The sequence below is a fragment of the Pseudomonas sp. B20 genome (assembly GCF_020515755.1).
GTDB classification, from domain to species: domain Bacteria; phylum Pseudomonadota; class Gammaproteobacteria; order Pseudomonadales; family Pseudomonadaceae; genus Aquipseudomonas; species Aquipseudomonas syringae.
In genome coordinates this window covers 169,260-190,842 of record NZ_JAHPJG010000005.1, presented here as the reverse complement: position 1 = coordinate 190,842, position 21,583 = coordinate 169,260, and the positions used below count along the sequence as shown (strand labels likewise).

The window sequence follows — 21,583 nt, the reverse complement described above, 5'->3', positions numbered from 1 at the left end:
CGAATTGTCGGATATTCAGGCCATTACGTCAGGGACCGGCAGTGATACCTGAGGGTTGGGATGAAAAAACACGTGCTCTCGGACGGGGCCTACCGCAATTTCACCAATCTCTTCATAGCCCTGTCGCTTATAGAACTCCAGATAGCGCGGATTGCCGGTATCGACCACGATGCCCTGAGAGTGTTCATCCACTGCGCACCAGTCGTGCAGCGCCGCGAGCAGTTGCTCGCTCAGGTCCTGACCGAGCTTCTGCCCCTGGAACTCCGGATCAAGGCCGATCAACGGCAGCACATGCACGGTTTCCGACGGCACGCAGGCAAGTACCGCGTTGTAATACGCCAGATAGCGCTGGGTGCAACCCAGACCTGTGTCCATCACCATGCGCAAGCGCCACGCCCAGCTTTCGGTAACACCCAGACGACGCTGCGGCGGCGCGATCAGCGCTACACCGACCAAACGGTCCTGGAGAAACAGGCCCAACGCAGGCTGGTTTTGCAAAAAGTGTTGTTTGACCAGTTGGCGAATGGTCGCCAACACGCGTTGCTCATAGCCCTCACGCTCGGCGTTGAACAGATAGGCAAATGTCGGATCGTGCCGGTAGGCCCTGAACAGCAAGGAGCGGGTTTCACGGGAATAACCACTGTCGAGTTGGCGAATTTCACCCGTGATGGCAGCAGGTAGGGACATAAAGGGCCTCGTGTTAACGGAACTGCGTCTGGCGCAGCGGTTTTGGCAAGCAGGCTTTCGAGTGATGGCCATTGATAACAGTTCCAATGAATTATCCAGACACACCATGGCCTGTGCTTGCGACTCGGCACTGGTCCTGAAACCACAGGTCGGCTAGCATCGCTGTTTGTTTTTGCTCAGGACCGCTGTTTTATGAAAATCGTCTCGTTCAACATCAATGGTCTGCGCGCTCGACCGCATCAGTTGGCGGCGCTGATCGACAAACATCAGCCTGACGTGATCGGTCTTCAGGAAACCAAGGTTTCGGACGAGCAATTCCCCCAGGCAGAAGTCGAAGCGCTGGGCTATCACGTTCACTTCCACGGCCAGAAAGGTCATTACGGTGTCGCGCTGCTGTCGCGCAATGCGCCGCTGGCCCTGCACAAGGGCTTCGAGGGGGACGACGAGGAATCCCAGAAGCGTTTCATCTGGGGTACTTACGCTGATAGCAATGGCCAGCCGGTGACCATCATGAATGGCTACTTTCCACAGGGCGAGAGCCGCGATCACCCGACCAAATTTCCCGCCAAACAGCGCTTTTACGAAAACCTGCAAACGCTGCTCGAGGGGCAATTCCGCAACGATCAGCCGCTGATCGTCATGGGCGACGTGAATATTTCTCCGCAGGACTGCGATATCGGCATCGGCGCCGACAACGCCAAACGCTGGCTGAAAACCGGCAAGTGCAGCTTTCTGCCCGAAGAGCGGGAGTGGATGGAGCGCCTGAAAAACTGGGGCCTGGTGGACAGCTTTCGACACCTGCATCCGGAAGTCGTCGACCGCTTCAGCTGGTTCGACTACCGCAGCCGTGGCTTTGAAGACGAGCCCAAGCGCGGCCTGCGCATCGACCTGATCATGACCTCCATCGGCCTGCAGCCACGCATCAAGGAAGCCGGTGTGGATTACGATTTGCGTGGAATGGAAAAGCCGTCCGACCACGCGCCGATCTGGCTGGAACTCAGCTGACTGATCCCCTCTTGCGCCCCTCCTGCGCGATCCTTCCTTGATAAGGGTCGGGTCGCGCTGAAACACGTACAGCCCCTGAAATTGTCATATTCCGGCAATTTCTCTGACTTATTCTCCCGGCACCCTCCCGTGATTCATGGTGACGCCGATGCTGCGCGCTTTGCTTACGGCGCTCATCCTGTCGAGCGCCACCCTGCCCGCTTTCGCGCAAGCCGCACTGCCGTTGCCTGCTGGCGATACACCGGCCTTGCGCATTCAAGGCTCCAACACCATCAATGCACAACTGGGGCCTGCGCTGGTCGAAGGATTGATGCGCCAGCAAGGTCTGCAGTCGGTACAGACCCTTCCCGGCAACACTCTTAATGAACAGCGCGTCGTGGGGACCACGGCCACCGGACAACCTGTCAGTGTCGAAATCGCTGCGCATGGTTCAGGCACCGGTTTTACCGCGCTGAAAGCAGGTAACGCAGATATCGCGGCCTCCTCTCGACCGATCAAGGATCAGGAGGCCAAAGACCTGACCAGTCTGGGGGACCTGAAAAGCGCGGCCAGCGAGCAAACCATTGCCATCGACGGCGTTGCAGTGATCCTGCATCCCGCCAATCCGCTGAGACAACTGGATACCCTTCAACTGGCGCGCATTTTCAGTGGCGAAGTCAGAAACTGGAGTGAGATCGGTGGCAATCCAGGCGCCATCCATCTCTATGTTCGCGATGAAAAGTCCGGCACCTACGAGACGTTCAAGGACCTGGTACTGACCAAATACGGCAAGAGCCTGCTGGGCAGCGCTGCGCGATTCGAATCCAGCGAACAGCTCTCCGACGAAGTCAGCAAGGACATCAATGGCATCGGCTTCATCGGCCTGCCGTCCATCCGCCGCGCCAAGGCGGTGGCCATAGCCGACGGCGATTCCAGGCCCATGCTGCCGACCGTCAGCCTGATTGCCACCGAAGACTATCCGCTGTCGCGACGACTGTACTTTTATGTGCCCACCTCGGCCCATCAGCGCTGGGCGCAGGCGCTGGTCCGGTTTGCGCAGAGTGCCGAGGGCCAAGCCATCGTCGCGCAAAGCGGTTTTGTCGCGCAGACCGTGCAGGTGCTCAAGGTGCAGCCTACCGCGCAGATGCCTGCCGATTACCAGGCGCTGGCACGCAAGGCCGAACGCCTGTCAGTCAACTTCCGCTTTGCCCAGGGCAGCGCGCGCCTCGACAACAAAGCGCAGCAGGATCTCAAGCGGGTTGCGGATTACCTGAAGTCCAGCGACAAACTGGATCGGCATGTGACGCTGGTCGGCTTCGGCGACGCCAAGAGCGACCCGGAGCGTGCCGCCCTGCTCTCCAGGCTGCGTGCCATGGCGGTGCGCCGGGAACTGCTGAAAAGCGGCGTGACGTTCCGCGACATCGTCGGCCTGGGTGACGAAATGCCGGTGGCCACCAATGATATCGACGACGGCCGGATCAAGAACCGTCGAGTTGAAGTCTGGGTGCAGTAATTCGCTGAAAGCTAGAGTTGGCTGCGCGTCGGATCTGCCGGCATATATTTGCCCAACTCATACTTGCCGACGGCAGCGCGATGCACTTCATCCGGGCCGTCAGCCAGACGCAACGTACGCTGCATCGCGTACATGTAGGCCAGCGGGAAATCACTGGAAATCCCGGCGGCGCCGTGCATCTGGATCGCCCGATCAATGACCTTCAGCGCCACATTGGGCGCGACCACCTTGATCTGCGCGATTTCGCTTCTAGCGACCTTATTGCCCAAGGTATCCATCATGTAGGCCGCTTTCAGGGTCAGCAGGCGTGCCATGTCGATTTCCATGCGCGAGTCGGCGATCAGGTCGATATTGCCGCCCAGCCTGGCCAACGGCTTGCCGAACGCGACGCGGTCAATGGAACGCCTGCACATCAGCTCCAGCGCCCGCTCCGCCATGCCGATCGAGCGCATGCAGTGGTGAATGCGTCCCGGCCCGAGCCTTCCCTGTGCGATTTCAAACCCCCGCCCCTCACCGAGCAGCACGTTCTCGAACGGGACCCTGACGTTTTCGAACAGCACTTCGGCATGACCATGGGGCGCATCGTCATAGCCGAACACCGGCAGTGGCCGCACGATCTTCACGCCGGGCGTATCAACCGGCACCAGAATCATCGAGTGCTGCTGATGGCGCGGCCCCTCAGGATTGCTCAGGCCCATGAATATCAGGATTTTGCAGCGCGGGTCGCAGGCACCGGAGGTCCACCACTTGCGACCGTTGATGACCCACTGGTCACCGTCACGCTCAGCGCGCGCAGCCATATTGGTGGCGTCCGATGAGGCCACGTCGGGCTCGGTCATGGCAAAGGCAGAGCGAATCTCACCGCGCAGCAGCGGTTCGAGCCAGCGGGCTTTCTGTTCCTCGCTGGCATAGCGGACCAGTACCTCCATGTTGCCGGTGTCCGGCGCCGAGCAATTGAAGGGCTCCGGACCGAGCAGTGAGCGGCCCATGATTTCCGCCAGCGGCGCGTATTCCAGATTGCTCAGGCCGGCGCCCAGTCCGGAGTCGGGCAGGAACAGATTCCACAATCCTTCGGACTTGGCCCGGGCCTTGAGCTCTTCCACGATTGCCGTGGGCTGCCAGCGATCCCCTTCGGCCACTTGCCGCTCGAAAACCGGCTCGGCCGGATAAACGTAGGCATCCATGAACGCCGTGACGCGTTCACGCAGGGCCTGCACCTTCGGGGAGTACGCAAAATCCATGGGGTCGCCACCGTGTCGATCAGGTTGTCGAAGTCATGAACGCGATGCTAGAGAAACGCTGCACATTTATCTAATCTATTCCCAGCGTGTATAAACATTCATAACCGATATATGATCCGCCCACTATTGCGGCATCACCACCCTCTAAACAATCAATCACAATAACGGCACGAGGCGCCCCATCAATGAACCTGAACAAGGTCGATCTCAACCTTTTCATTGTCTTCGACGCCATCTACACCGAAGCCAACCTGACCCGCGCCGGACAGATTGTCGGCATTACCCAGCCTGCGGTCTCCAACGCACTGGCGCGGCTGCGCGAGACCTTCAACGACCCGCTGTTCGTGCGCACGGCACAGGGCATGGTGCCAACACCGATGGCGCAGAACATCATCGGCCCGGTGCGCAACGCGCTTTCGTTGCTCAGGGTATCGGTGCAGGAAAGTCGCATCTTCAACCCGCTGCAGGCCAACAAGAATTACCGCATCAGCATGACCGACCTGACCGAGGCAGTGATCCTGCCGGCGCTGTTCCAGCGACTGCGGCGCCTTGCACCTGCAGTGACCATCGAAAGCTTTCTGTCCAAGCGCCGGGAAACCACCAAGGAACTGGCCGCAGGACGCCTCGACTTCGCTGTGGACGCACCGCTCAACACTGACCCGCAGGTGCGCCACGTGAAGCTGATGGAGGACCGCTATGTGTGTGGCATGCGCAAGGGACATCCGTTGGCAAACAAGGCCACGCTGACCCTCGACGATTACCTGAGCCAGTCACATATCCATATCTCCAGCCGCCGCAGCGGGCTGGGCCATGTGGATCTGGCGCTGGGCAAGATGGGCATCCAGCGCAGAATCGCATTGCGCTCGCAGCACTACATGATGGCAACCCAGGTGCTGCAGCAGACCGACATGGTCATGACCGTGCCCGAACGCTTCGCCCGTCGTAATGACTTGCACTATGTCTACCTGCCCGTCAGCGACGTTCCGTCGGTCGAGACCCACCTGTACTGGCATGAAAGCACCGACCAGGACCCGGCCAACCGCTGGATGCGTGAACAGATCATCGAACTTTCACAGCGGGTTGTGGCGCAGGAACAAAACCTCGAAAGCGCATGAAATATTTAGCTCAAATTATTGATTATTAAAAATTTAATTTATTAACTTAATGTTGTTTCGAAGCAAAGATTGGCGACCGCTCAAGCTCTGGCATCGCCACTGCTGCTTGACGTAAACGTAAAGCAGCCCTTAGCTTTGCGGCTGCAACCCTCGCCGAGCCACGCCATGAGCAGTCACACCTACAGCATTTCCGAACTCGCCCGCGAGCTGGACATCACCACCCGCGCCATACGCTTTTACGAAGAGCAAGGCATGCTCAGCCCTGAACGCAAGGGCCTGGAACGTATCTATACGGCGCGTGACAAGGTCACCCTGAAACTGATCCTGCGAGGCAAACGCATCGGTTTTTCCCTGGCCGAGTGCAAGGAACTGATCTCGTTGTATGACCCTGCCGGCGGCAATCAGAAGCAGTTGCAGACCATGCTGGGCAAGATCGCCGAACGCCGTGATCAGCTGGAACAGCAGTTGCTGGACATCCGCCAGATGCAGCTGGAGCTGGACACCGCCGAAGAGCGCTGCCGAGCCGCACTCGATAAGACCGCTGCCGCCCCACTCTGACCCATTCGCACTCACCACAAAGGCGCCGCCATGTCCCTCCCGCAAAAGGTGAATCTCGTTGAAGTCGGCCCGCGTGACGGCCTGCAGAATGAAGCACAACCCATCAGTGTCGACGCCAAGGTGCGCCTGGTGGATGACCTGACGGCAGCCGGGCTGGGCCACATCGAGGTCGGCAGCTTTGTCTCGGCCAAATGGGTGCCGCAGATGGCGGGCTCCGCGCAGGTGTTCGAACGGATCCAGCGCCGTGAAGGCGTTATCTATTCGGCTCTGGCGCCGAATCTGCGCGGCTTCGAAGACGCATTGGCTGCCGGGGTCAGAGAAGTCGCGGTGTTCGCAGCGGCGACCGAAGGGTTCTCGCAGCGCAACCTCAACTGCTCGATCAGCGAAAGCCTGGAACGCTTCGCGCCTGTCATGGAAGCAGCACGCATGCATGGCGTGCGGGTTCGAGGGTATGTGTCGTGCGTGTTGGGCTGCCCTTACGAGGGCAGCGTTTCGCCCGAACAGGTCGCGACGGTCGCCAACCAACTGCACGCGATGGGCTGCTATGAAATTTCCCTGGGTGACACCATCGGAACCGGTACGCCGGGCGCCACACGGGCATTGATCAACGCCGTGGCTGCGCAGATACCGCGCGGCAAGCTGGCCGGCCACTTCCACGACACCTATGGCCAGGCGCTGGTAAACATCTATGCAAGCCTGGAGGAAGGCATCCAGGTGTTCGACAGCTCCGTGGCCGGCCTCGGTGGCTGCCCTTACGCCAAGGGCGCCAGCGGCAATGTTGCCACTGAAGACGTGCTGTACATGTTGCACGGGCTGGGTATCGAAACCGGGGTCGATCTGGACCAGGTCATCGCGGCGGGCCAGCGCATCTGCGACGTGCTGCAACGCAGCAATGGCTCTCGCGTGGCCAAGGCCAGACTGTCTGCGTAGCACTGTCACCTGTCGGTAACAGGGTGCGACAACTTGCCACAGAGTGTTACTGTGCCCCGCGTCGAGCAGAGACAAACGGGTAACACGGAAACACTCGGCCGCAGAATCAAACGGCCCGATGCCGGAAAAACAAGGTCATCCCCCGGTATGACAGGGGTTTTGAAAACCTGGCACGGGTCCTGCTATATCCCTTGTACAACAAAAATAAAAACACGCAGCAACCTAATAAAAACAATACGTACCGGCTCTGACATAACAAGAACAACACGGACAGAGGCGTAGCTAACAGATTTTTTTGAAGTGGATAGCTTTTCTGAACCACTTGCCTCGCAAGTCGTTCGCAGCCAGACAGAGAACAATAAAACTGCCCTGAGGCAGCTGCCGAACTGGTTGGATCACTACGATGAAAGTGTCATCAGCGCTCAAAAAAATACGTTTGCTATTGATCCCGCATGTGGATCGCTCAAAAAAGATGTGAAGGGTCAGGTCGCCAAAAACAACAACAGGCCTCCCGAACAACAAAAAAGAGCGTAGCAACATACCTTGAAGGGGAGCCCAGGCTCCCCTTCGTGCTTTCCGGCATTCCGCCCTCTCCTCTCATGACTGAAAAATACAGGATGATCACTCTTGTTCCGCATTGGCATCGGCGTTGACAGCAAAACCCTACAGGTTTACGTTAACGTAAAGGTCATAGCTGATAGACGCTGTAGCCGCTTCCAGAAAGACGCGCCATCCAAGAACAAAGCACCACTCAAGAACAAAAAAGGAATGCCCCATGAGTTACCCCAGCCTGAACTTCGCCCTTGGCGAAACCATCGACATGCTGCGCGATCAGTTGCAATCCTTCGTCGCCGCAGAGCTTGCCCCACGCGCAGCGCAAATCGACAAGGACAACCTGTTCCCCGCCGACATGTGGCGCAAGTTCGGTGAAATGGGCGTACTGGGGATTACTGTCAGCGAAGAATACGGTGGCGCGGGCCTGGGTTATCTGGCGCACGTCGTGGCCATGGAAGAAATCAGCCGTGGCTCGGCGTCGGTGGCGCTGTCCTATGGTGCGCATTCCAACCTGTGCGTTAACCAGATCAATCGCAATGGCAGCCCGGCGCAAAAGGCCCGTTACCTGCCCAGGCTGATCAGCGGCGAACACGTTGGCGCGCTGGCCATGAGCGAACCCAATGCAGGCTCGGACGTGGTGTCGATGAAACTGCGCGCCGACAAGCGCGGTGATCATTATGTGCTCAACGGCAGCAAGACCTGGATCACCAACGGGCCGGATGCCAATACCTACGTGATCTACGCCAAGACCGACCTGGAAAAGGCAGCCCATGGCATCAGTGCGTTTATCGTCGAACGCGACTGGAAAGGCTTCTCGCGCGGCAGCAAGTTCGACAAGCTGGGCATGCGCGGCTCCAACACCTGCGAACTGTTTTTCGATGATGTCGAGGTGCCCGAGGAGAACCTGCTGGGCGTGCTTGATGGCGGGGTCAGGGTGCTGATGAGCGGCCTCGATTACGAGCGCGTCGTGCTCTCCGGCGGACCGACCGGGATCATGCAGGCGTGCATGGACGTGGTGGTGCCCTACATTCACGACCGCAAGCAGTTCGGCCAGAGCATCGGCGAGTTTCAGCTGATTCAGGGCAAGGTCGCAGACATGTATACCCAGCTCAATGCCAGCCGGGCCTACCTGTACGCGGTCGCCCAGGCCTGTGACCGCGGCGAGACCACTCGCAAGGACGCTGCGGGGGTGATCCTGTACAGCGCCGAGCGGGCCACGCAGATGGCGCTGGAGGCCATCCAGATTCTAGGCGGCAATGGCTACATCAACGAGTTCCCGGCGGGCCGACTATTGCGCGATGCCAAACTCTACGAGATCGGTGCAGGCACCAGTGAAATCCGGCGCATGCTCATCGGTCGCGAACTGTTCAACGAAACCCGTTGATTGCGGAGCCACCATGACCATCCTGCAAACCCGAATCAACACCCGCTCGCCTGAATTCACCCTCAATCGCGACGCCCTGCTCAAGCAGGTCGAAGCGCTGCGTTCGCTGTTGAGCAACGTCCAGCAAGGGGGCGGCCGCAAAGCCCAGGAGCGCCACACTTCACGTGGCAAGTTGCTGCCGCGCGAGCGTATCAACCGTTTGCTGGACACCGGTTCACCGTTTCTGGAAATCGGCCAACTGGCTGCGCATGAGGTGTACGGCGAAGAGGTCCCGGCCGCTGGCGTGATCGCCGGAATCGGCCGGGTCGAGGGCGTCGAATGCATGATCATCGCCAACGACGCCACGGTCAAAGGTGGTTCCTATTACCCGCTGACCGTAAAGAAGCATTTGCGCGCGCAGACGATCGCCCAGCAGAACCGCCTGCCATGCATCTATCTGGTGGATTCCGGCGGTGCCAACCTGCCCCGCCAGGATGAGGTGTTTCCGGACCGCGAACACTTCGGGCGGATCTTCTTCAACCAGGCCAACATGAGCGCGCAAGGAATCGCCCAGATCGCGGTGGTCATGGGCTCCTGTACCGCAGGTGGCGCGTACGTACCCGCCATGGCCGACGAGGCGATCATGGTCCGCCAGCAGGCCACGATCTTTCTGGCCGGCCCGCCGCTGGTCAAAGCGGCAACCGGCGAAGTGGTCAGCGCCGAAGAACTGGGCGGTGCCGATGTGCACTGCCGCACGTCCGGCGTGGCCGACCATTATGCCGACAACGACGATCACGCGCTCGCACTGGCGCGCCGCAGCATCGCCAATCTGAACTGGCGCAAGCAGGGTCAACTGAACACCGTCGCGCCCATTGCACCGCTGTACCCCGGCGATGACCTGTACGGCATCATCCCCGCCGACACGAAACAGCCATTCGACGTGAGGGAAATCATCGCGCGACTGGTGGATGGCTCGGTACTCGACGAATTCAAGGCCCTGTTCGGCACCACGCTGGTCTGTGGCTTCGCGCGTCTGCATGGCTACCCGATCGCGATCCTCGCCAACAACGGCATCCTGTTCGCCGAAGCGGCACAGAAAGGCGCGCACTTCATTGAGCTGGCCTGCCAGAGAGGGATCCCCCTGCTGTTCCTGCAGAACATCACCGGCTTCATGGTCGGCCAGAAGTATGAAGCGGGCGGCATCGCCAAGCATGGTGCCAAGCTGGTGACCGCTGTGGCCTGCGCCAGGGTGCCGAAATTCACGGTGATCATTGGCGGCAGTTTTGGCGCGGGGAATTACGGCATGTGTGGCCGCGCTTACGATCCGCGCTTTCTATGGATGTGGCCCAACGCGCGGATCGGCGTGATGGGCGGCGAGCAGGCGGCCGGCGTGCTGGTGCAGGTCAAATGCGAGCAGGCCGAACGGGCCGGCCAGGCGTTCAGCGCCGAACAGCAGGCCGAGCTGAAACAGCCGATTCTCGATCAGTACGAGCATCAGGGCCATCCTTACTACTCCAGCGCGCGCCTGTGGGACGACGGGGTCATCGACCCGGCACAAACCCGCGACATTCTCGCACTTGCCCTCTCCGCCTCGCTCAACGCGCCCATCGAACCTACCACCTTCGGCCTGTTCCGAATGTGAGCCGGGAAATGACCATGACTTCGACCTCATTCGCAACCATAGAACTGATCAACGACCCGCGTGGCTTTGCCACGCTGTGGCTGAATCGACCGGACAAGAACAACGCCTTCAACGCGCAGATGATTCGCGAGCTGATCCTCGCGCTCGACCAGGTACAAGGCGATGCCAGCCTGCGCTTTCTGCTGTTGCGCGGCCGTGGCCGGCATTTCAGTGCCGGCGCTGACCTTGCGTGGATGCAGCAGGCAGCAGACCTGGATTACAACACCAATCTGGACGACGCCCGCGAACTGGCGGAGCTGATGTACAACCTCGCCAGGCTGAAAATCCCGACGCTCGCCGTGGTCCAGGGTGCAGCATTCGGCGGTGCGCTGGGCCTGATCAGTTGCTGTGACATGGCCATTGCAGCGGTGGATGCGCAGTTCTGCCTGTCAGAAGTGCGCATCGGCCTGGCGCCAGCGGTCATCAGCCCATTCGTGGTACAGGCCATCGGCGAACGCGCCGCGAGACGCTACACCCTGACGGCCGAGCGCTTCGACGGCCAGCGGGCGCAGCAGATCGGTCTGGTGGCCGAGTGCTACCCGGCTGCAGAGCTGCAAGACCGAACGCAGCACTGGGTCGACAACCTGCTGCTCAACAGCCCGCAAGCCATGCGCGTCAGCAAGGAACTGCTGCGCGAAGTCGGCAGCGGTGAGCTGACCCCTTCGCTACGCCGCTACTGCGAAAGCGCCATCGCGCGCATCCGTACCAGTGCCGAAGGGCAGGAAGGCCTGCGCGCCTTTCTGCAGAAACGCACGCCCGGCTGGCAGCCCGTCAAGGATCAGCCGCCTGGCGATCCCGTTACAACAGCCTCGACAGCCCGGCACGAACCGCAGAAGGACTCGCAATCATGAGCACGCCCGAGCTGACCAAGCTGTTGATTGCCAACCGCGGCGAGATTGCCTGCCGCATCATGCGTACGGCGAAAAACATGGGTCTTACCACGGTCGCCGTGCACAGCGCCATCGACCGTGACGCACGCCATAGCCGCGAGGCCGATCTCTGCGTGGACCTTGGCGGCAGCAAGGCCGCAGACAGTTATCTGGCGATCGACAGGCTTATCGAAGCCGCCAGGGCGAGCGGCGCGCACGCGATCCATCCCGGCTACGGTTTTCTGTCTGAAAATGCCGATTTTGCGCGTGCCATCGAAAACGCCGGGCTGATTTTCCTCGGCCCACCCGCCTCGGCCATCGATGCCATGGGCAGCAAATCCGCCGCCAAGGCCTTGATGGAGCAGGCAGGCGTGCCCTTGGTGCCTGGCTATCACGGTGAAGCACAGGACATCGAGACGTTCCGCGCCGCAGCCGAGCGTATCGGCTACCCGGTGCTGTTGAAAGCCACCGCTGGCGGCGGCGGCAAAGGCATGAAAGTGGTCGAGCACACTGGTGAACTGGCCGAAGCGCTGGCTTCTGCGCAACGCGAGGCGCTGTCCTCGTTCGGCGACGCGAGAATGCTGGTGGAGAAATACGTGCTCGCCCCGCGCCACGTCGAAATCCAGGTGTTTGCCGACCGGCATGGCCACTGCCTGTACCTCAATGAGCGCGACTGCTCCATTCAGCGCCGACACCAGAAGGTCGTCGAGGAAGCACCGGCGCCCGGCCTGACGGCTTCATTGCGTAAAGCCATGGGCGAAGCCGCGGTGAAAGCCGCACAGGCCATCGGCTACGTGGGTGCGGGTACGGTGGAGTTCCTGCTGGACGCTCGCGGCGAGTTTTTCTTCATGGAAATGAATACCCGTCTGCAGGTAGAACACCCGGTCACCGAATACATCACGGGGCTGGACCTGGTGGAATGGCAGATCCGTGTCGCCAGAGGCGAATCGCTGCCCATCACCCAGGAGCAGGTGCCCCTGACCGGCCATGCCATCGAAGTCCGTCTGTACGCCGAAGACCCGGCCAACGACTTTCTCCCGGCCACCGGCACATTGGAGCTCTACAGAGAGCCTGCACCCGGCCCCGGCAGGCGGGTGGACAGCGGCGTTGCCGAGGGCGACAACATTTCGCCCTTCTACGACCCGATGCTCGGCAAGCTGATTGCCTGGGGTGAAGACCGCGAGCAGGCCCGTCTGCGCCTGCTGGCCATGCTCGATGAATTTGCCGTGGGCGGAGTCAGGACCAACCTGGCCTTCCTGCGTCGAATCATCGCGCATCCAGCGTTCGCCGGGGCGCAGCTTGATACCGGCTTCATTCCCCGCCATCAGACGCAACTGCTGCCGCAAACCGACGAGCCGGACGAGACATTCTGGCAGGCCGCCGCCGAGGCCTTCAGCCAGAGCGAACCGGCACGCATCGATCAAGCCGATCCGTATTCGCCTTGGGCAGTCGGCAGCGGCCTTCGCGCCGGCCTGCCCGCGCAGACGGATCTGCGACTGAGCTGCAGCGGTCAGACCCGCAACACCTGCCTGCGCCACAGCAGCCCGTCGTTATTCACTCTGAGTGGTGAGCATCTGCAGGTCGAGCACAACGGTGTGCACCAACGACACCTGGCGATACGACGCGGCAATACGCTCTATCTGGAATGGCAAGGCGAGGTGCATACCGTCACCCGGCTGGACGCCATCGCCCAGGTAGACGTCGGTGAAGGTCAGCATGGAGGCCTGACAGCACCGATGAACGGCAGCATCGTACGGGTACTGGTTGAAGTGGGTCAGGCTGTCGAGCCTGGCGCGCAACTGGTGGTGCTGGAAGCCATGAAGATGGAACACAGCATCCGCGCCGCCAGCGCCGGGGTGATTACCGCGCTTTACTGCCACGAGGGCGAGATGGTCAACGAAGGGGCGATACTGGTGGAGCTGGAGTGACGCTCGTCAACCGCCGCACATGAAAACGCCCTGAACAGTCAGGGCGTTTTCGTGCAGCAACTTTCGTGCAGCAACTTCCTTGCAAAAAAGAGACGCTTAGTAATAGGCGTTTTCTTTCTGCGTATGGTCGGTAACATCGCGAACGCCCGACAACTCGGGAATACGCTCAAGCAACGTGCGCTCGATACCTTCCTTCAGCGTGACATCAGCCTGACCACAGCCCTGGCAACCGCCACCGAACTGCAACACGGCGATGTTCTTCGCCTCTTCCTCGACCACATCGATCAGCGTGACCTGACCGCCATGACTGGCGAGGCCCGGATTGATCTCGGTTTGCAGGTAGTAATTGATGCGCTCGTTGATCGGGCTGTCGGCATTGACCATCGGCACTTTGGCGTTCGGTGCCTTGATGGTCAGCTGGCCGCCCATGCGGTCGGTGGCGTAGTCGACAACTGCATCGTCCAGAAAGGCCTCGCTGAAGCCGTCGATCCAGGCCGTGAAGCTCTTCAGGCCGATGGCCTTGTCTTCCGGTTTCTCTTCACCCGGCTTGCAGTAGGCAATGCAGGTTTCGGCGTACTGAGTGCCGGGCTGGGTGATAAATACGCGGATGCCAATGCCCGGGGTATTCTGCTTTTCCAGCAGATCGGCCAGATAATCGTGGGCGGCATCGGTAATAGTGATAGCGGTCATGAAAATTCCTCGCAGACGTGCGTGCAGTTTACGCCAATCGGCCGCTTCACACAAAGTCCCAGTATTTTTGTCAGGTTAATACCTGCGCCTGACTGACCGCCCTGCGCGCATCCAGCCAGGCTTTCATCCGGCGGTACAGGCCTTTCTCGATCCACTCATAACTGACCCAGGCACCGATGGCGATGATCGGCACGCAGAAGGCGAAGACCACATAGGGACTGAGGCCAAAGCGCTGCGCCATCAGCAAGCCGCCGTACAGCACCAGAACGTGCAGCAGGTACACCGAATACGAACAGTCACCGAGCACCTTGAGCAGGCGATTGCCTTGGAAATACGGTTCCAGCGAGATGCACGACAACACGATCAAGGCACTCGGAAGGCCCCAGTTGAGCAGGCGCTGCTCGTTGGTCAGGTTATTGATTGCATACAGCCCGACCGCTATGCCTGCCAGCGGCAGCCATAGCGCCTGTTTGATCCAGCCCCGGCGATAGAGGATGCCGATACCGATCCCCAGCAGGAATTCGTAAATGATGTCGTTGCCGTAGAAGCGGCTGATCAGCCCGGCACGAGCCAGAACCTCACTGACCGCAAACAGCGCTGCAGCAATGATCAACGGCCGGTGACGCTGTTGAAAGAGGAATACCATCGAAAACAGCAGGTAGAAGAACATCTCGTAGTTCAGCGTCCAGCCAACGTTGAGCGTCGGGTAGAGACCATAACCACCGGGGTTTTCGGAAGGAATGAAGACCAGTGACAAGAGGAAGTTCTGCCAGCCGATGACCTGGTGCGGGAGCATCGGCGCTGCCATCAGCAGCAGCAACGCCATGGCGGCGGTGTAAAGCCAATAGGCCGGAACGATGCGAATCAGACGATGCAGAATAAAGCGCCGTGCTGGCATGTCGCTGTTCTGCGTCGACAAGAAGATCACCAGACCACTGATGACGAAGAAGATATCAACGCCGACCGCGCCCTTTGACACAAAGAACTGCCCTACCGGGCCGCTGGCCTTGAAATCGAAAAAAATCTGCATGAAGTGATGACACACCACGACCCACGCTGCGAACGCCCGTAGGGCCTGAACTGAAATCAACATCACGAAAAACCTCTACTTCCTGACTTTCAATCATGAGCCGCTGAATAAACCGGCCTATGACGCGCACCATTTCGGACCACCTTTTTGAAAAAAAGATCGCGCAAGATACATTTCGTTCAGGAAGTAAAGATGGCCGCAGGCCATGTTGCACAAGGGCCTGCGGCGTGAAGCCCCCATTTTTCAGAGGTTCTCGTAGCGATTCATGTCCAGCACACCCGCTTCGCGCGGTTCAGTTTCCTGAACGTAGCGATTCAGATCGTGGAAGTAGCTCCAGAACAGCGGATGAGTACGACGGATGCCCCAACGCTGGACGATCTGCTCGAAACTCGCCTGATCCTTGCTCTGCTGCATGGCATCGACAAAGGCCGGCACCTGTGCGACTGGAATGTTGAAGATGAAATTCGGGTAACTGCTGAGCACGCCCGGGTAGACAGTCAACGTGTCCAGGCCCGGAATATAGCGGTACGACTCGCCCAGCAGAAACGCGACATTACTGTGCGCGCGGTTGCGCAGCATGCTGTAGATCACGCGTTTGCCATTGCTGCCCTCGATGCGCAGCATGCTCGCTTCCGGCAACTGATCGATGACCTTCAGACCCGCCGCAGGACGCGACGTCAATCGGCTCAACGCCTGTTCTGCCTGAGCGAAGCTGCTGTCGAGGCCAGGCCGCGAGCAATACGCCCCGGTGCAGCGATTGATCGGGTCAGGCGCGGCATTCAAGGTACCGAAGCGCTCGATCAGCCTGGACGCAAAGTCACGCTGAGCGGCCTTTTCATCGAGCTTGATGCCCGTCGGCGTATCGTCGTCGATCTTCTGGTAATCCAGCCACATCTTGATTTTGCCGCCCTCCTGATAAAGATCACTGAGCATGTCTTCACGCAGGTCGGCAGGCATCAGGCGCAGGAAGTTGATCTCGGCGCCATTGCGGATCAAATCGAAATACAGCCGCGTCTGGGCCTGATGTGCAACATTGCCATAGACGTCGAAGTTCACCGCCAGCTGGTAATAGGTACGCTCCAGCAACGGGTAATCGAACAGCCACATGGAGTGCGGCACGTCACCAATCAGCCCTTTATTGACCGACGCACTGTCGAAATGGCGGAAAACGGTCAGCAAGGCATTGTCATTACCTGCCCACAGTGTGCTCCAGCCCGGCGCAGGCATTTTTGCGTAACTGTCGCGGCGCAGGTCTTCATACTCATTGCGTCGGTCGCGGTAGGACAGCCACAGGCTCAGCACGCTGCCCACGTCATCGTTCTGCCCCGGCATGGCCAGCAATGGCGTGGCCTCCCCGCGATACGTCGCATCGGTGATGTAACGATCATGGGACGGGTCCTGAAACAGCACCCAGAACTGATCGCGAATCACGTCTGTGGCGATCTGCCCGCGACAGACCGGCCCGCGAATGAACGTGCGGACGAAATATTCGGCGTTGTCGAGCATGAATTGATAACGCGCCGCTGCCGGAATGGCTTCGAAGGTCAGAAACGGATTGGCACGATGGCCAGGGCCGTAACCCGGCAATGCGCTGACTTTCCAGTCGGACCCGTAGAACAACTGCCTGACCCGCGCCAGCTTCTGCGGGCTCATGGCGTACGTAATGTGGGTCTTGTGAACGATCACCCCTTGCACGGGGATCAGCCGGTAATAGAAGTCGCTGCCCGGATCGTCGTCGGGACGACGGGTCGCGATCAGGTCCACAGGTTTACCGCTTGGAGTTCGCGAGCGCACCCACTGGAAGAAGTGCCCCGCCTCACCGCCTTCGAAATAGATGTGCGCCAGGAACAGGTGTTCGAACAGCCAGCGACCGACCAGCGCCTGATTCGCCCCAGGTTCGTTGAGCTGCGCCTCCCAGGCATTGATCTGCGCCGCCTCGGTGACACTCGGGGTAATGGCCTGCTGCTCGACCGGCGCACCGGCGGCCAGCCAGCGCTGCAGGGTCTGGTATTCGGCATCGGTCAGGCCGGCGACCGCCAGCGGCATGCCCTGCTGCGCGTGGGCAGCCGCATAAGCATTGAATTCGCCCGGCAGCGGGCAGACGTTTTCGCGATTGATGCCCAGCGCGATGTCATCCGGAATCTTGCTGTTGGCTGGCAAGGGTGCGCTGCGCCCCAGGTCAAGCATGCGCGTCATCAATGCCGCCTGGCTGCCCTGAGCTTCCAATACTGAGTAGAACCCCTTGCCGCGCCACGCGTCGGTGTCACGCGCATCATAAAAAAGACGCGTCGGCGCAACCGCCTCGCTGCGTTCGCCCTGATAGACCGAGACCTTGCTGGCACCACGGCTGACGCCTTCCCCGCTGCCCAGGTTTAGCTGGCAGGGAGCGTCATTGCAGGCGTGGCAGGCAACGCACTTCTCGGTGAGGATCGGCTGGATGTCCTTTACATAGGAAATCGCCGGGGATGCCGGTGTGACGGGGGGTGCAGGAGTCTGGGCCTGGACAGCACAGCAGATAAAAAGCAAGGCGACGCTTGCCAACAAACGGTGCTGCATATGCCATGGGCTCTGATATTAAAATGGCACGATTCTACAAGGGCATCACCCGCTCCAACATGAATGATTTTCATGCAAAAGGCGCAACACCACCAAAACCGTTCCGGTTTGCTATCATCCCGTTCTTTAAAGAATCGACCTTCTCAAGGTAGCCCCCATGTCTGACCGCAGCGCCCGCCATCAAGCCTTTCTCACTGCTCTGAAACAGAGGATCCTGATCCTTGATGGCGGCATGGGCACCATGATCCAGAGCTACAGGCTCGAAGAACAGGATTATCGCGGCAAACGTTTCGCCGACTGGCCAAGCGATGTCAAAGGCAACAACGACCTGTTGATCCTGACCCGCCCTGATGTGATCGGCGCCATTGAGAAGGCTTATCTGGATGCCGGCGCCGACATCCTTGAAACCAACACATTCAACGCCACCCAGGTATCCCAGGCCGATTACGGCATGGAATCGATCGTCTACGAGCTGAACGTCGAAGGCGCACGCCTGGCGCGCAAGGTCGCAGACGCCAAGACACTGGAAACCCCGGACAAGCCGCGTTTCGTGGCCGGCGTGCTGGGCCCTACCAGCCGCACCTGTTCGCTGTCGCCGGACGTCAACAACCCCGGCTATCGTAATGTGACCTTCGACGAACTGGTCGAAAACTACACCGAAGCGACCAAGGGGCTGATCGAAGGCGGTGCCGACCTGATCCTCATCGAGACCATTTTCGACACGCTCAATGCCAAGGCAGCGATCTTTGCCGTGCAGGGTGTATTCGAAGAAGTGGGCTTCGAGTTGCCGATCATGATCTCCGGGACCATCACCGACGCCTCGGGGCGCACGCTGTCCGGCCAGACCACCGAAGCGTTCTGGAACTCGATCAGCCATGCCAAACCGATCTCGGTCGGCCTGAACTGCGCATTGGGTGCCAGCGAACTGCGTCCTTACCTGCAAGAGCTGGCCAATAAAGCCAACACCCATGTGTCCGCGCACCCCAACGCCGGCTTGCCGAATGCATTTGGCGAATACGACGAACTGCCGAGCCAGACGGCGAAGATCATCGAAGAATTCGCCCAGAGCGGCTTTCTGAACATCGTCGGTGGCTGCTGCGGTACCACCCCGGCGCACATCAAGGCGATTGCCGAAGCGGTTTCGGGTTACGCGCCGCGGGAAATTCCGGACATCCCCAAGGCCTGCCGCCTGTCAGGCCTCGAACCATTCACCATCGATCGCCAGTCGCTGTTCGTCAACGTCGGCGAGCGTACCAACATCACCGGCTCCGCCCGCTTTGCCCGCCTGATCCGTGAAGACAATTACACCGAGGCCCTGGAAGTTGCCCTGCAGCAGGTCGAAGCCGGCGCTCAGGTGATCGATATCAACATGGACGAAGGGATGCTCGACTCGAAGAAGGCCATGGTGACCTTCCTCAACCTGATCGCAGGCGAGCCGGACATCTCCCGCGTACCGATCATGATCGACTCTTCGAAGTGGGAAGTGATCGAGGCCGGCCTCAAGTGCATCCAGGGCAAGGGCATCGTCAACTCCATCAGCATGAAGGAAGGCGTCGAGCAGTTCATTCATCACGCGCGGCTGTGCAAACGATACGGCGCGGCCGTGGTAGTCATGGCCTTCGACGAACAGGGTCAGGCCGATACCGAGGCGCGCAAGAAGGAAATCTGCAAGCGCTCCTACGACATTCTGGTCAACGAAGTGGGCTTCCCGCCGGAAGACATCATCTTCGACCCGAACATCTTCGCCATCGCCACCGGCATCGAAGAGCACAACAACTACGCCGTGGACTTCATCAACGCCTGCGCCTACATCCGGGACGAGCTGCCGTATGCGCTGACCTCGGGTGGTGTGTCCAACGTGTCGTTCTCGTTCCGCGGCAACAACCCGGTGCGTGAAGCGATCCACTCGGTGTTCCTGCTGCATGCGATCCGCAATGGCCTGAGCATGGGCATCGTCAACGCCGGGCAGCTGGAAATCTACGACCAGATCCCCGCTGAACTGCGTGACTGTGTCGAAGACGTGGTGCTCAACCGCAACCCGGAGGGCACCGATGCGTTGCTGGCGATTGCCGACAAGTTCAAGGGTGATGGCAGCGTCAAGGAAGCCGAAACCGAAGAATGGCGCAGCTGGCCGGTCAATCAGCGTCTGGAACACGCACTGGTCAAGGGCATTACCACTCATATCGTGCAGGACACCGAAGAGTCGCGTCTTGGGTTCGCGCGGCCTATCGAAGTCATCGAGGGCCCGCTGATGGCGGGCATGAACGTGGTCGGCGACCTGTTTGGCGCAGGCAAGATGTTTCTGCCCCAGGTGGTCAAGTCCGCGCGCGTGATGAAGCAGGCGGTGGCGCACCTGATCCCGTTCATCGAGCTGGAAAAGGGCGACAAGCCCGAAGCCAAGGGCAAGATCCTGATGGCGACGGTCAAAGGCGACGTGCATGACATCGGCAAGAACATCGTCGGCGTGGTACTGGGCTGTAACGGCTACGACATCGTCGATCTGGGCGTGATGGTGCCCGCCGAGAAGATCCTGCAAGTGGCCCGCGACGAGAAATGCGACATCATCGGCCTGTCCGGCCTGATCACGCCGTCCCTGGACGAAATGGTGCATGTTGCCCGGGAAATGCAGCGCCAGGACTTCCACCTGCCGCTGATGATCGGCGGCGCGACCACGTCCAAGGCGCACACGGCGGTGAAGATCGAGCCCAAATACAGCAATGACGCAGTGATCTACGTCACCGATGCTTCGCGAGCAGTCGGCGTCGCGACCCAGTTGCTGTCGAAAGAGCTGAAACCAGCCTTCATTGAAAAGACCCGACTCGAATACGTTGAAGTACGTGAACGCACCTCGGCACGCAGCGCGCGCACCGAACGCCTGAGCTACGGTGCTGCCGTGGCCAAAAAGCCGCAGTTCGACTGGGAAAACTACACCCCTGCCCAACCGACGTTCACCGGCACCCGGGTGCTGCAGGATATCGACCTGAACGTGCTGGCCGAGTACATCGACTGGACGCCGTTCTTCATTTCCTGGGACCTGGCTGGCAAGTACCCGCGCATCCTCACCGACGAAGTGGTCGGTGAGGCGGCCACTGCGCTGTACGCCGACGCCACGCAAATGCTGCGCAAGCTGATCGACGAGAAGTTGATCAGCGCCCGCGCGGTCTTCGGCTTCTGGCCGGCCAATCAGGTCAATGATGATGATCTGGAAGTCTACGGCGACGACGGCAAGCCGTTGGCCAGGCTGCATCACCTGCGCCAGCAGACCATCAAGCCCGACGGCAAGCCGAACTTCTCGCTGGCCGACTTCGTTGCACCCAAGGACAGTGGCCTGACCGACTACATCGGCGGCTTCATCACCACGGCCGGCATCGGCGCCGAGGAAGTCGCCAAGGCTTACCAGGACAACGGCGACGACTACAACTCGATCATGGTCAAGGCGCTTGCCGACCGTCTCGCCGAAGCCTGCGCCGAATGGCTGCACCAACAGGTGCGCAAGGAATACTGGGGTTATGCGCAGGACGAAGCGCTGGACAACGAGGCGCTGATCAAGGAGCAATACATGGGCATCCGCCCGGCACCCGGCTACCCGGCGTGCCCCGACCATACGGAAAAAGGCACCCTGTTCGCCCTGCTCGATCCGCTGCCGGAAGGCAGCGCCGAACATACCGCAGGCAAGAGCGGCGTGTTCCTGACCGAGCACTACGCGATGTTCCCGGCTGCAGCGGTCAGCGGCTGGTATTTCGCCCATCCTCAGGCGCAGTACTTCGCGGTGGGCAAGGTCGACAAGGATCAGGTCGAGAGCTACACCGCTCGCAAGGGTCAGGACCTCAGCGTCACCGAACGCTGGCTGGCTCCGAACCTGGGCTACGACGAGTAACGCCTG

At 60.1% G+C, this 21,583-nt stretch carries 16 protein-coding genes; 10 read left to right on the top strand and 6 right to left on the bottom strand.

The genetic code is table 11. The features are described from left to right. Positions 1–15: 15 nt before the first annotated feature. The gene (locus LIX91_RS07445; RefSeq protein ID WP_003345438.1) at positions 16–687 is read right to left on the bottom strand and encodes a GNAT family N-acetyltransferase; all 672 of its coding nucleotides are present in this window, start codon (positions 685–687) and stop codon (positions 16–18) included. A 192-nt stretch (positions 688–879) separates the two neighbouring features. On the opposite strand from LIX91_RS07445, the gene xthA reads away from it, so the two are divergent. Both xthA and LIX91_RS07435 read left to right on the top strand, forming a co-directional pair. Further along, the gene (gene xthA / locus LIX91_RS07440) at positions 880–1,692 is read left to right on the top strand and encodes an exodeoxyribonuclease III (RefSeq protein WP_003416498.1); all 813 of its coding nucleotides are present in this window, start codon (positions 880–882) and stop codon (positions 1,690–1,692) included. A 148-nt stretch (positions 1,693–1,840) separates the two neighbouring features. Then, positions 1,841–3,184, top strand: a complete 1,344-nt coding sequence (locus tag LIX91_RS07435) for a substrate-binding domain-containing protein (protein WP_226488259.1) — start codon at positions 1,841–1,843, stop codon at positions 3,182–3,184. Between the two features lie 11 nt (positions 3,185–3,195). On the opposite strand, the gene LIX91_RS07430 is transcribed toward LIX91_RS07435, so the two are convergent. After that, positions 3,196–4,425, bottom strand: a complete 1,230-nt coding sequence (locus LIX91_RS07430) for an acyl-CoA dehydrogenase (RefSeq protein WP_100071909.1) — start codon at positions 4,423–4,425, stop codon at positions 3,196–3,198. Between the two features lie 185 nt (positions 4,426–4,610). Between LIX91_RS07430 and LIX91_RS07425 the strand changes: the two genes are divergently transcribed. From LIX91_RS07425 to LIX91_RS07415, 3 genes are all read left to right on the top strand, one after another. Then, positions 4,611–5,540 carry a LysR family transcriptional regulator gene (locus tag LIX91_RS07425; RefSeq protein WP_003416492.1) on the top strand — a complete coding sequence of 310 codons (930 nt, stop codon included), beginning with the start codon at positions 4,611–4,613 and terminating at the stop codon, positions 5,538–5,540. Between the two features lie 165 nt (positions 5,541–5,705). Beyond that, positions 5,706–6,098: a MerR family transcriptional regulator gene (locus LIX91_RS07420; protein WP_003410292.1), complete on the top strand. Its 393-nt coding sequence runs from the start codon at positions 5,706–5,708 to the stop codon at positions 6,096–6,098. 30 nt (positions 6,099–6,128) lie between these two features. Continuing rightward, a complete protein-coding gene (locus LIX91_RS07415; RefSeq protein WP_226488258.1) occupies positions 6,129–7,028 on the top strand; it encodes a hydroxymethylglutaryl-CoA lyase in 900 nt (299 codons plus the stop codon). A 282-nt stretch (positions 7,029–7,310) separates the two neighbouring features. Here the strand turns inward: LIX91_RS07415 and LIX91_RS07410 are convergent, their stop codons facing one another. Continuing rightward, positions 7,311–7,568, bottom strand: coding sequence for a hypothetical protein (locus tag LIX91_RS07410; RefSeq protein WP_226488257.1), 258 nt, complete (start codon positions 7,566–7,568; stop codon positions 7,311–7,313). A 235-nt stretch (positions 7,569–7,803) separates the two neighbouring features. Between LIX91_RS07410 and LIX91_RS07405 the strand changes: the two genes are divergently transcribed. The 4 genes from LIX91_RS07405 to LIX91_RS07390 are packed head-to-tail and all read left to right on the top strand — an operon-like array spanning position 7,804 to position 13,424. Further along, positions 7,804–8,967, top strand: a complete 1,164-nt coding sequence (locus tag LIX91_RS07405; RefSeq protein ID WP_100071911.1) for an isovaleryl-CoA dehydrogenase — start codon at positions 7,804–7,806, stop codon at positions 8,965–8,967. A 13-nt stretch (positions 8,968–8,980) separates the two neighbouring features. Further along, positions 8,981–10,588 (top strand): carboxyl transferase domain-containing protein, encoded by a 1,608-nt coding sequence (locus tag LIX91_RS07400; protein ID WP_003416487.1) that lies wholly within the window; start codon positions 8,981–8,983, stop codon positions 10,586–10,588. Positions 10,589–10,602: 14 nt separating this feature from the next. Next, entirely contained in the window at positions 10,603–11,478 is an 876-nt protein-coding gene (locus LIX91_RS07395; protein WP_226488256.1) for a gamma-carboxygeranoyl-CoA hydratase, read from the top strand. After that, positions 11,475–13,424 (top strand): acetyl/propionyl/methylcrotonyl-CoA carboxylase subunit alpha, encoded by a 1,950-nt coding sequence (locus LIX91_RS07390; RefSeq protein ID WP_226488255.1) that lies wholly within the window; start codon positions 11,475–11,477, stop codon positions 13,422–13,424. Before LIX91_RS07395 ends, LIX91_RS07390 begins: the two co-directional genes overlap by 4 nt. Positions 13,425–13,520: 96 nt before the next feature. Here LIX91_RS07390 and nfuA read toward each other — a convergent pair whose 3' ends face one another. The 3 genes from nfuA to LIX91_RS07375 all read right to left on the bottom strand — a co-directional run bounded on the left by nfuA (position 13,521) and on the right by LIX91_RS07375 (position 17,700). After that, positions 13,521–14,114 (bottom strand): Fe-S biogenesis protein NfuA, encoded by a 594-nt coding sequence (nfuA, locus tag LIX91_RS07385; RefSeq protein WP_002553665.1) that lies wholly within the window; start codon positions 14,112–14,114, stop codon positions 13,521–13,523. Positions 14,115–14,184: 70 nt separating this feature from the next. Next, positions 14,185–15,207 carry an acyltransferase family protein gene (locus tag LIX91_RS07380; RefSeq protein WP_032702880.1) on the bottom strand — a complete coding sequence of 341 codons (1,023 nt, stop codon included), beginning with the start codon at positions 15,205–15,207 and terminating at the stop codon, positions 14,185–14,187. 180 nt (positions 15,208–15,387) lie between these two features. Further along, positions 15,388–17,700 carry a fatty acid cis/trans isomerase gene (locus tag LIX91_RS07375; protein ID WP_226488254.1) on the bottom strand — a complete coding sequence of 771 codons (2,313 nt, stop codon included), beginning with the start codon at positions 17,698–17,700 and terminating at the stop codon, positions 15,388–15,390. Positions 17,701–17,857: 157 nt separating this feature from the next. Here LIX91_RS07375 and metH point away from each other — a divergent pair, with 157 nt between their 5' ends. After that, a complete protein-coding gene (gene metH, locus LIX91_RS07370) occupies positions 17,858–21,577 on the top strand; it encodes a methionine synthase (RefSeq protein ID WP_226488253.1) in 3,720 nt (1,239 codons plus the stop codon). Positions 21,578–21,583 lie beyond the last annotated feature (6 nt).

What these genes read in the sequence shown, in the direction of transcription:
- LIX91_RS07410 (WP_226488257.1), bottom strand. Translation starts at nt 7,568, where the DNA reads ATGTTGCTACGCTCTTTTTTGTTGTTCGGGAGGCCTGTTGTTGTTTTT.
- nfuA (WP_002553665.1), bottom strand. Translation starts at nt 14,114, where the DNA reads ATGACCGCTATCACTATTACCGATGCCGCCCACGATTATCTGGCCGAT.
- LIX91_RS07425 (WP_003416492.1), top strand. Translation starts at nt 4,611, where the DNA reads ATGAACCTGAACAAGGTCGATCTCAACCTTTTCATTGTCTTCGACGCC.
- LIX91_RS07420 (WP_003410292.1), top strand. Translation starts at nt 5,706, where the DNA reads ATGAGCAGTCACACCTACAGCATTTCCGAACTCGCCCGCGAGCTGGAC.
- LIX91_RS07430 (WP_100071909.1), bottom strand. Translation starts at nt 4,425, where the DNA reads ATGGATTTTGCGTACTCCCCGAAGGTGCAGGCCCTGCGTGAACGCGTC.
- LIX91_RS07435 (WP_226488259.1), top strand. Translation starts at nt 1,841, where the DNA reads ATGCTGCGCGCTTTGCTTACGGCGCTCATCCTGTCGAGCGCCACCCTG.
- LIX91_RS07415 (WP_226488258.1), top strand. Translation starts at nt 6,129, where the DNA reads ATGTCCCTCCCGCAAAAGGTGAATCTCGTTGAAGTCGGCCCGCGTGAC.
- LIX91_RS07395 (WP_226488256.1), top strand. Translation starts at nt 10,603, where the DNA reads ATGACTTCGACCTCATTCGCAACCATAGAACTGATCAACGACCCGCGT.
- LIX91_RS07380 (WP_032702880.1), bottom strand. Translation starts at nt 15,207, where the DNA reads ATGTTGATTTCAGTTCAGGCCCTACGGGCGTTCGCAGCGTGGGTCGTG.
- LIX91_RS07375 (WP_226488254.1), bottom strand. Translation starts at nt 17,700, where the DNA reads ATGCAGCACCGTTTGTTGGCAAGCGTCGCCTTGCTTTTTATCTGCTGT.
- LIX91_RS07400 (WP_003416487.1), top strand. Translation starts at nt 8,981, where the DNA reads ATGACCATCCTGCAAACCCGAATCAACACCCGCTCGCCTGAATTCACC.
- LIX91_RS07390 (WP_226488255.1), top strand. Translation starts at nt 11,475, where the DNA reads ATGAGCACGCCCGAGCTGACCAAGCTGTTGATTGCCAACCGCGGCGAG.
- xthA (WP_003416498.1), top strand. Translation starts at nt 880, where the DNA reads ATGAAAATCGTCTCGTTCAACATCAATGGTCTGCGCGCTCGACCGCAT.
- LIX91_RS07405 (WP_100071911.1), top strand. Translation starts at nt 7,804, where the DNA reads ATGAGTTACCCCAGCCTGAACTTCGCCCTTGGCGAAACCATCGACATG.
- metH (WP_226488253.1), top strand. Translation starts at nt 17,858, where the DNA reads ATGTCTGACCGCAGCGCCCGCCATCAAGCCTTTCTCACTGCTCTGAAA.
- LIX91_RS07445 (WP_003345438.1), bottom strand. Translation starts at nt 687, where the DNA reads ATGTCCCTACCTGCTGCCATCACGGGTGAAATTCGCCAACTCGACAGT.